Source organism: Pinirhizobacter sp. (assembly GCF_035317885.1).
Lineage (GTDB): Bacteria > Pseudomonadota > Gammaproteobacteria > Xanthomonadales > Rhodanobacteraceae > Pinirhizobacter.
Window position 1 is genome coordinate 1 of the sequence record NZ_DATHFX010000099.1, and the last position, 7,265, is coordinate 7,265.

13 protein-coding genes are annotated in these 7,265 nt (G+C 62.4%); 2 read left to right on the plus strand and 11 right to left on the minus strand.

Translation table 11 applies throughout. The features are described 5' to 3' along the window. Positions 1–517, plus strand: a 517-nt coding sequence (locus VK519_RS03070) for a pre-peptidase C-terminal domain-containing protein (protein WP_324347558.1), incomplete at its 5' end; no start/stop codon positions are given. 203 nt (positions 518–720) lie between these two features. After that, complete coding sequence (locus VK519_RS03075; protein WP_324347560.1) at positions 721–1,203, plus strand: VOC family protein; 483 nt, start codon at positions 721–723, stop codon at positions 1,201–1,203. A 72-nt stretch (positions 1,204–1,275) separates the two neighbouring features. Here the strand turns inward: VK519_RS03075 and VK519_RS03080 are convergent, their stop codons facing one another. From VK519_RS03080 to VK519_RS03130, 11 genes are all read right to left on the minus strand, one after another. After that, entirely contained in the window at positions 1,276–2,262 is a 987-nt protein-coding gene (locus VK519_RS03080; RefSeq protein ID WP_324347563.1) for an SGNH/GDSL hydrolase family protein, read from the minus strand. Positions 2,263–2,403: 141 nt separating this feature from the next. Beyond that, positions 2,404–2,709, minus strand: coding sequence for a hypothetical protein (locus VK519_RS03085; RefSeq protein WP_324347565.1), 306 nt, complete (start codon positions 2,707–2,709; stop codon positions 2,404–2,406). Then, positions 2,706–3,035 carry a hypothetical protein gene (locus tag VK519_RS03090; RefSeq protein WP_324347567.1) on the minus strand — a complete coding sequence of 110 codons (330 nt, stop codon included), beginning with the start codon at positions 3,033–3,035 and terminating at the stop codon, positions 2,706–2,708. Before VK519_RS03090 ends, VK519_RS03085 begins: the two co-directional genes overlap by 4 nt. A 20-nt stretch (positions 3,036–3,055) precedes the next feature. Next, positions 3,056–3,460, minus strand: coding sequence for a hypothetical protein (locus tag VK519_RS03095; protein ID WP_324347569.1), 405 nt, complete (start codon positions 3,458–3,460; stop codon positions 3,056–3,058). A 43-nt stretch (positions 3,461–3,503) separates the two neighbouring features. Beyond that, the gene (locus tag VK519_RS03100) at positions 3,504–3,680 is read right to left on the minus strand and encodes a hypothetical protein (protein WP_324347571.1); all 177 of its coding nucleotides are present in this window, start codon (positions 3,678–3,680) and stop codon (positions 3,504–3,506) included. Further along, complete coding sequence (locus VK519_RS03105) at positions 3,680–4,120, minus strand: hypothetical protein (protein WP_324347573.1); 441 nt, start codon at positions 4,118–4,120, stop codon at positions 3,680–3,682. The genes VK519_RS03100 and VK519_RS03105 overlap by 1 nt, the downstream gene beginning before the upstream one ends. A 6-nt stretch (positions 4,121–4,126) precedes the next feature. After that, the gene (locus tag VK519_RS03110) at positions 4,127–4,387 is read right to left on the minus strand and encodes a hypothetical protein (RefSeq protein ID WP_324347575.1); all 261 of its coding nucleotides are present in this window, start codon (positions 4,385–4,387) and stop codon (positions 4,127–4,129) included. A gap of 62 nt (positions 4,388–4,449) precedes the next feature. After that, positions 4,450–5,094, minus strand: coding sequence for a DUF2589 domain-containing protein (locus VK519_RS03115; RefSeq protein ID WP_324347578.1), 645 nt, complete (start codon positions 5,092–5,094; stop codon positions 4,450–4,452). Between the two features lie 70 nt (positions 5,095–5,164). Next, complete coding sequence (locus VK519_RS03120) at positions 5,165–5,686, minus strand: DUF2589 domain-containing protein (RefSeq protein ID WP_324347580.1); 522 nt, start codon at positions 5,684–5,686, stop codon at positions 5,165–5,167. 3 nt (positions 5,687–5,689) lie between these two features. Next, positions 5,690–6,250 carry a glycoside hydrolase family 108 protein gene (locus VK519_RS03125; RefSeq protein ID WP_324347582.1) on the minus strand — a complete coding sequence of 187 codons (561 nt, stop codon included), beginning with the start codon at positions 6,248–6,250 and terminating at the stop codon, positions 5,690–5,692. Between the two features lie 117 nt (positions 6,251–6,367). After that, a complete protein-coding gene (locus VK519_RS03130) occupies positions 6,368–7,018 on the minus strand; it encodes a LuxR C-terminal-related transcriptional regulator (protein ID WP_324347584.1) in 651 nt (216 codons plus the stop codon). Positions 7,019–7,265 lie beyond the last annotated feature (247 nt).

The following is a 7,265-nucleotide window of genomic DNA, read 5'->3' on the forward strand; positions in this document are numbered from 1 at the left end:
CACCGACAGCTCCACCGATAGCGATGGCAGCATCGCCTCGCACAGCTGGTCCTTCAGCGATGGCAGCACGTCCACGGCCACCAGTCCCAGCCACACCTATGCGGCTGCAGGCACCTATAACGCTACCGAAACGGTCACGGACAATGGCGGCGCGACGAACTCGAAGTCGTCCTCCGTCACGGTTTCCAGTGGCGGCGGCGGTGGCAGCAATGTGCTGCAGAACGGCGTAGCGGTAACGGGCCTGTCCGCGGCGCACAACGGCAAGCTCAACTACACCGTGGTTATTCCTTCCGGCGCGACGAACCTGAAGATCGCCATCAGCGGTGGCACCGGTGATGCGGACCTCTACGTCAAGCTGGGCTCCGCCCCCACCACCAGCACGTACGACTGCCGCCCGTTCGTCACGGGCAACAACGAAAGCTGCACAGCCACCGCGCCTACCGCGGGTACGTACTACATCATGCTCAACGGATATGCCGCCTTCACGGGCGTCACTTTGAAGGCCACCTGGAACTGATGTCGCAGTAGTCCGCGCCCAGGCCTGTCGGGGTCAGAGTTATAACTCTGACCTCCAACCGCCTTAAAGGGTGGGTAAAAAAAGAGGGCCCGGCTGTTTCAGCCGGGCCCTTTCCCGTTTGCTGCCATGGACAGAATTTCCCGTCACGCGGAATCATGGGCCCTCGTTTATATTCGGCCATTCCACCACCAACGGGAGTCGTCATGGCCGAGCCCTATCAGCGCATTTCGCCGTTCCTCTGGTTCGATGACAAGGCCGAGGAAGCAGCCAAGTTCTACGTATCGATCTTCCCCAATTCCAAGATCCACGGGACCACGCACTACCCCAAGGGAGAGACCGGGCCTACCGGACGCCCGCCAGGTTCGGTAATGACGGTGGCGTTTTCGCTGGACGGCCAACTGGTCACCGCCATCAACGGCGGCCCGATGTTCCATTTCACCGAAGCACTGTCGCTGGTGGTGATGTGCCACGACCAGAAGGAAATCGATCACTTCTGGTCGAAGCTCGGCGAAGGCGGTGATCCTAATGCCCAGGTCTGCGGCTGGCTGAAAGACAAATATGGCCTGTCCTGGCAGATCGTGCCGAAGAATGTCGCCGAGATCGCAGGCAGCCCCAAGGCGATGGAAGTGATGATGCAGATGAAGAAGCTCGACATGGCCGCCCTCAACAAGGCGCTCGCGGCCTAATGGTTGGGGGTCTGGTTGGGGGTCAGAGTTATACTCTGACCCCCGCAACGCTAACCCCCACATCGTCTTCGATTACTGCGAACCCTTCACAGCAAACGTCGCCTGCACATTCTGCCGAAGCAGGCCCAGCTCGAAGTGCTTCTTTATTTCATCCGACCATATCTGGGCGATCACCCTGTAGACCTCTTCGGTCGGATGGGCTGCGTCGCTAGTGGTGGTATAGAACGCGGCCAGCTGGTCCCTCGGTGTAGCCCCATACCTGACCTCGATGCCGGTCGGTTGCTTGCCTTTGGTGAACCCGTAGGAGTTCAGGTTCCGACCGACGTGATCCATCGGGGTGTAGATGTCGACGACGGCCGCGGGGTTCTTGGGGAAGTGCGCATTGATCTCCTTGGCCAGCTCGTGCCCGAATTCAAAGGAACCCTGCGAGAAGCCAAGTACCTTGTCGGTCGCCTCCTGCCCCATATAGCGCACCGCGTCCTGGGGATTGGGGAGGTTGCCGAACAGGAAGGATGCGTTGGGATCGAGGGTAATGATTTCCTGGCAGATCTGGCTCATCTGAAGGGCCACCGCTTTCATGTCGGTGGGTTCGCGCCCGTTCGTCACCAGGTCGTTCAGGCCGAACCAGATCAGGTACAGCCCCACGCCGGGTTCCGGGCCGTAACCCTTCAGGTCATTCTTGTAGCGGGTGAACTGCTCCCGGAATGTACCCAGGCCCGCACCCCAGCGGTCCGCTCCGCCCATGGCACCGCCCTCGGCGTAGTTGGCGTAGTAAAGGGGACCGCCGATCGACGAACCCTGGTTACTGTTCCGGCTCCATGTCAGATGGGGAGTCGCGGCAGCCTCGGATGTCGCCTTGTCGACGGTGATCAGCGGCAGGCCGCCCGCCCATTCCCAGATGAAGTCCGTCCAGTTGCGGTTGTCGCTGTAACGGTTGACCTGGTTGGTGCGCATCAGGCCAAAGAGCGAAGCGAACTGTCCGGCGACGGTCTTCCGCTTGACGCCGATGTCAGAGAGGCTGTCGCCGAAGATGATGAGTCGTTTAACGTTGGTGGTCATGGCAGCGTGTCCTTTCGATAGTGCATCGAGGTGCGTAGCTATGCGTTCAGGGAATCCGAACGAGCGAGGGTGCGCATGGCGTACCCAGATGCACTGTCACCGCTGCATTGATGCGGTCATATCGGGAAATTCCCGATTTCTTCAGGCGTTTTTCCCCGCCTTCAGGCGCCGCTGCACCGAGCGCCAGACCCAGCTGGACATCAGCACGGAGGTGCCGATGTTGGTGATCAGCTCGCCAGGCCAGACATGGCCGTAGCTCACACCTTCGTATCCCAGGCGGTCGGCGACGATGCCCAGCATATTTGTCAGCGCGCCCGCGGCGATGAGTGCGTGGCATACGCGCAGCAGGCGGCACAGATGGCGATCGGTAAGCAGCCAGCTACCGCACAGTGCCATCACCAGGCTGCAACAGAAGTCGGCGTAGAGGCAGAACAGGCCATCGCTCATGGTTTGTCGCCTCCGGCAATGCGGTCGATCACGCGGTTGGCCAGCGACTCGCCGCGAGAGTCGACCAGCCGCTGGGCGATCATCGTCACCCTCAGCCCGAAACAGCCGACCAGGAACGAGACGCCGGCATGTATCTCCGCCGGCGAATCGGGAAGGAACCGCCCTTCCAGCGCGGGAGCCAGGAACACCGCCAACATCGTCCCGCACACCACCTGCACGACGGCACGTTTGCGCGAAGGCTCGTTCCCCAGCGCCACCGGAAGGGTGGCGCCACCGATCGCCGCCAGCAGCAGCCAGAAGCGGGTGAAAAGCAGCATGGTGTCCATGACGGTGTCCTTGTTTACGGTTAGGGTGTGGACGCCGCAGGCGGGCTGAGCTCACCGCGCCACGTGTTCCTGACCGCGTCGAAGGCGATCTTCAGGTGACCATTGGAAGCCGGCGTCAGGTTAAGGTTGTGGCCGGTGAGTCCGTCGCAGAATCGGCCGCCATTCGTGGACACGGAAAAACGGTAGACAGTCGCGGTGTCGTCGGCCTTCAACAGCCGCGCTGGCACGTCGCACGAGAATGGCTCATCGAAATGAACGTTCGCGGCCTGGGCGTTGAAACGCACAACGATGGAAACATCGCTGTTTGCCTGCTGGACCAATCCCCGCCACTCACCTTGCGGGGGTGACGCGAGGGCCATAGCGGGCAGCAGGCCGAGCAGAGCGGCCAGGCCCAGGGCACGAGGTTTTACGGTACGTGAAAACATATGATTCCCCTTTCGTTATGAATGGCGTGGTCGCGCTGTTGCCTCAATGGCCGAACCACGCCGCGATGCCGGCAACACCGGCGATACCAACAAGAACCAGCGCAAGGCCCAGCCCCCACGCACGACGTTTGTCGCGCGCACGCCGGGGAGGCTCATCCAGGCAGGCGATCAGCGCGGTACTCCAGCGAGGCGACACGCGCATTTCGGAAAGTTTGTCCATCAGCGCACCGCCGCCATGGGAAACCCCACCACGCGCCCGTCCAGGACGACGCTGGGCTGCCAGGCGTCGACGGCACGAAAGCAGATGCTCATGCGATGCATCTTTGGGCGGCGAAGCCAGCGCAGTCGAACAGGACTCATGTCGATCACCAGTTCATCGGCGTCGTTGCCGCCGCGCTCATAACGCAACCGGCAGTCGAACGCCACGGACAGCTCGGTGACCTGCGGCGTGCGGGGATCGCGGAAAGCGCGTAGCGGTATCACCACGGGCACCAGCGGCGCATCGGGGCTGGCGTCGCGCGGCACGTCTACGTGCAAGGCCTGGGCATCGGCACCTCCGGCCTCGTATTGCATGGCGCGGCGTCGCTGCAACGCCTCGTTGGCCGCTTCGACGGAAACCCGCAGCGCATACAGCAATTGATCGAACGTGCAGTTGGCCATGGCGCCCTACCCCTCTCCCAGCCAGACGGGCTTGCGCGGAAAGCCCACGTGGTAGCAAAGCCACTGCAACACCACCTGATGCTCGCCGATCTGCAGGATCGTGAAGCTCTTTTCCACGCCAATGATGAATCCGCGCGGCGTATCGGTAAGGCAGCGATTAAGCAGCGCCTGCGCTTCCTCCAGCTGCGCGTCGCTGCGCATCTGATTGGGGTTGTCGTTGCCGACAACCACACGCTTGATGAACTTCACGTCGGTCAGGTCGAACATGCTCATTCTCCGGAAGGAATCGCGACGACCTCGCGGGCGCCGCGATCCATGGGCCGAAACACTTACGGAACCGAACCGCCGTTCGGCAAGGAACCCGCCACCAGTACCGGCGCGCCGATCTTGCGCGGCGCACAGGCGCTCTGCAGGATGTCCATGACGCGCGCAAGGCCTTCGGGCATGCCCTTGTCCTCGGCATGCACCTCGACGTGGTACTTGGCCGAATTGTCCGAGGTTCGGGTGTTTTCCTTGGTAGAAGACACCGAGCCCGAAATCTTCGCCGTGGCTTTGAAGATGCCCCAGCCGATGGAAGCCTCGGCACTGAACGCTCCCTGCTTGCTGTCCTTTTCCGTCTGGGTGAAGGACGACTTCACTTCCATGTCGAAGGTGATGTCCACCTTGGTGACGCTAAGGTTGGGTACCTTCACGATGGCAAGCAGCGGCACCTGGAGTTCGACTTCTTCCTCGGCAATGCCTTTGCCGTCCGGATCGTCCACCGGACGCTTGAAGCGGAACTGCGCGGTGCGGGTGTCTCCCACCCCGTTCGGATCGCCCGCGGCAGGCGGCAGGAAGCCGATGACCCTGATGAAATCCGCGGTGGCCTGGGCCAGTTTTACCTGCGCTTCGCAGGCGGCACTGAGCGGCGAGCCGATCAGGTCGCCCATGGGCAGGCCCTTGAATTGACTAGAAATATTGACAAGATCAGTCATGCTGTTACTCCTTACGGTGTTTGACGCGGCGCGCGGAATGCCCGCCGCGATTCAGCGCGGTCGACCGCCTTTAGTCGCCAGGCTTGAACGTCTTGAAGACCCCCTGGATCTGCGAAAGGTGGTTCATGAGCCGCGCGGCGCCATCGGTGGGTTCGCTTCCTTCCACACGCAGCACCACGTGCACCGCGCCGCTCTTGCGCTCGTTGCCGCCGGCCGTCGGGTCCACGCGAAGTTGCGGGCGCGCCGAGGCGGCCTTGCCTTTCCATGCAGGCTCGCCCGCCTGCCCTTCGTCGGGCACATCGCCCTCGATCAGCGGGCCGATGTCGGCGTCGAAGGTGATCTCCACGTCCTTGATGCGCAGCACGTTGGTCGACACCAGCGGCAGGATCGGCGCACGGTAAAGGTCTTCATCGTCTTCGCCTGCCTGCGGGTGCAGCGACGGCATGCGGATTACCACGCTCTTGGGCCGGTTGTCCTGGTCGAAGAAGTCGCTTAGGTGGCTTATCTGGTGCTGCTCGATGCGATCCTGTGCATCGACCACAGCGCCGGCGATCGCTTCGATCAGGGTGTTCAGTGAGGTCTGCGCGGCCATGGTTCATGCGCCTTTGGTTGTGGCCGGGGCCAGATCGGGGAACGAGTCCACCCGGGCCAGCCAGCCATTGAGGAACTTGCCCAACGTCCGGCGCTTCTTCACCAGGTTGGTGTAGTAATCCCTGCGGCCCTGCTTATAAGCGGCATACACAGCTACGGCGTTCGCTTGCGTCAGTGCCCCAAGCGTGCCCGCACCTATCGCCCCATCCACCACCAGCTGCGGCGCCACGCCTTGCGCGTTCAATACACGTTGCAGCAGGCGCGACGCGTTCGCGCCGGCGTTCACCTGGAAATCGAAAACGATGTTCGCCAGCGGTTGCAGGGCAATCTCATCGCCGTGCACCTTGTCCCAGTACAGCGCCTTGTAGATCGTGCCCGCCTGGCGATCGGTCAGCGCATGCAGGTTGTCCAACGTGGGCTGGATACCGAGCAAGTTCTTTGCGCATTTCTGGAACGTTCCAAAGGTGATGCCCTTGTTGGTGGCGCCGCCCGGGTCGTCCGGATCGTCGACGAACCCACCCTCATGCTTGAGCAGCGTGGGAAAGAAGCTGTTGAAGTCGGCCATGGACGTGTTCTCCGATTCGACGCGGTGGCGTTGGTCGGGTCACTATCCGGTCGCTTCGGCGCGCGCGTTATCCGGAAAAACCTGATTCCCGAACGTGCGAACGCTGAGCGCGATGCGTCATGGATCAAGCACGGTAAGTCCTTCGCGCAATGCGTAACGCGTGAGCTGCGCAATGCCATGAATGCCCAGCTTGGCCATGATGTGTTCGCGATGCGTGCCCACCGTTTTCACGCTGACATGCAGGCGTTCGGCGATGTCCCGTGCACTCAAGCCCTCGGCGAACAGCTGGGTGATCTCCCGTTCCCGCGGGCTCAGCGCCTCGGGCTCGGCAAACGAAGGGCTGTGATGGCGGCGCATGCCGTCGACCAGCAGGTGGGCAATGTCGGGGCTGATGTAATAGCGCGAGCGCATCACGCTGTCGATCGCCTCACGCAATGCGTCGAAGCCGTCGCGTTTGAGTACGTATCCATGCGTACCGGCATCGAAGGCCGCGCGAACCCACCGCGCGTCGTCGTAGCGGGACAGGCACAGTAGCCGTGTGTCCGGACAGCGTGGTGCGATACGGCGTATGGCTTCCAGGCCGCTCAGGCCGCGCATGGCGCAGTCGAAGACAATCAGGCCAGGCTGGCAGCGCAAGGCCGCGCGCACGCAGTCGCGCCCGTCGCCGGTACTACCGATCACCTCGTAGCGCGACAAGCCGGCCAGCAGCGACGCCACGCCCTCGCGCAGCAGTGCCTGCTCATCGGCAAGTAGCACGGTTACCGGCATCACCGCTTGGCCTCCTGTATCGGCGCCGAGCGTACACAACGGAAAACACCGCCACGAGGGGCGGTGGTGTGGCCATGCAACGACATCGTCAACCCCCTGTTTGAACCGACAGTCCCAGCTACCAAGCCGGTTGGATCGCCGGAAGGTGCCAGCACCGTACGCTGGGGTATCCCATCGGCCGTATCAGCCAAAAACTGATTCTTCGGTTCAACCGGCTAAACAGTGACCGGCTTCCGGGGACAACGAA

What these genes read in the sequence shown, in the direction of transcription:
- VK519_RS03110 (WP_324347575.1), bottom strand. Translation starts at nt 4,387, where the DNA reads ATGTTCGACCTGACCGACGTGAAGTTCATCAAGCGTGTGGTTGTCGGC.
- VK519_RS03080 (WP_324347563.1), bottom strand. Translation starts at nt 2,262, where the DNA reads ATGACCACCAACGTTAAACGACTCATCATCTTCGGCGACAGCCTCTCT.
- VK519_RS03100 (WP_324347571.1), bottom strand. Translation starts at nt 3,680, where the DNA reads ATGGACAAACTTTCCGAAATGCGCGTGTCGCCTCGCTGGAGTACCGCG.
- VK519_RS03090 (WP_324347567.1), bottom strand. Translation starts at nt 3,035, where the DNA reads ATGGACACCATGCTGCTTTTCACCCGCTTCTGGCTGCTGCTGGCGGCG.
- VK519_RS03120 (WP_324347580.1), bottom strand. Translation starts at nt 5,686, where the DNA reads ATGGCCGCGCAGACCTCACTGAACACCCTGATCGAAGCGATCGCCGGC.
- VK519_RS03095 (WP_324347569.1), bottom strand. Translation starts at nt 3,460, where the DNA reads ATGTTTTCACGTACCGTAAAACCTCGTGCCCTGGGCCTGGCCGCTCTG.
- VK519_RS03075 (WP_324347560.1), top strand. Translation starts at nt 721, where the DNA reads ATGGCCGAGCCCTATCAGCGCATTTCGCCGTTCCTCTGGTTCGATGAC.
- VK519_RS03115 (WP_324347578.1), bottom strand. Translation starts at nt 5,094, where the DNA reads ATGACTGATCTTGTCAATATTTCTAGTCAATTCAAGGGCCTGCCCATG.
- VK519_RS03085 (WP_324347565.1), bottom strand. Translation starts at nt 2,709, where the DNA reads ATGAGCGATGGCCTGTTCTGCCTCTACGCCGACTTCTGTTGCAGCCTG.
- VK519_RS03130 (WP_324347584.1), bottom strand. Translation starts at nt 7,018, where the DNA reads ATGCCGGTAACCGTGCTACTTGCCGATGAGCAGGCACTGCTGCGCGAG.
- VK519_RS03105 (WP_324347573.1), bottom strand. Translation starts at nt 4,120, where the DNA reads ATGGCCAACTGCACGTTCGATCAATTGCTGTATGCGCTGCGGGTTTCC.
- VK519_RS03125 (WP_324347582.1), bottom strand. Translation starts at nt 6,250, where the DNA reads ATGGCCGACTTCAACAGCTTCTTTCCCACGCTGCTCAAGCATGAGGGT.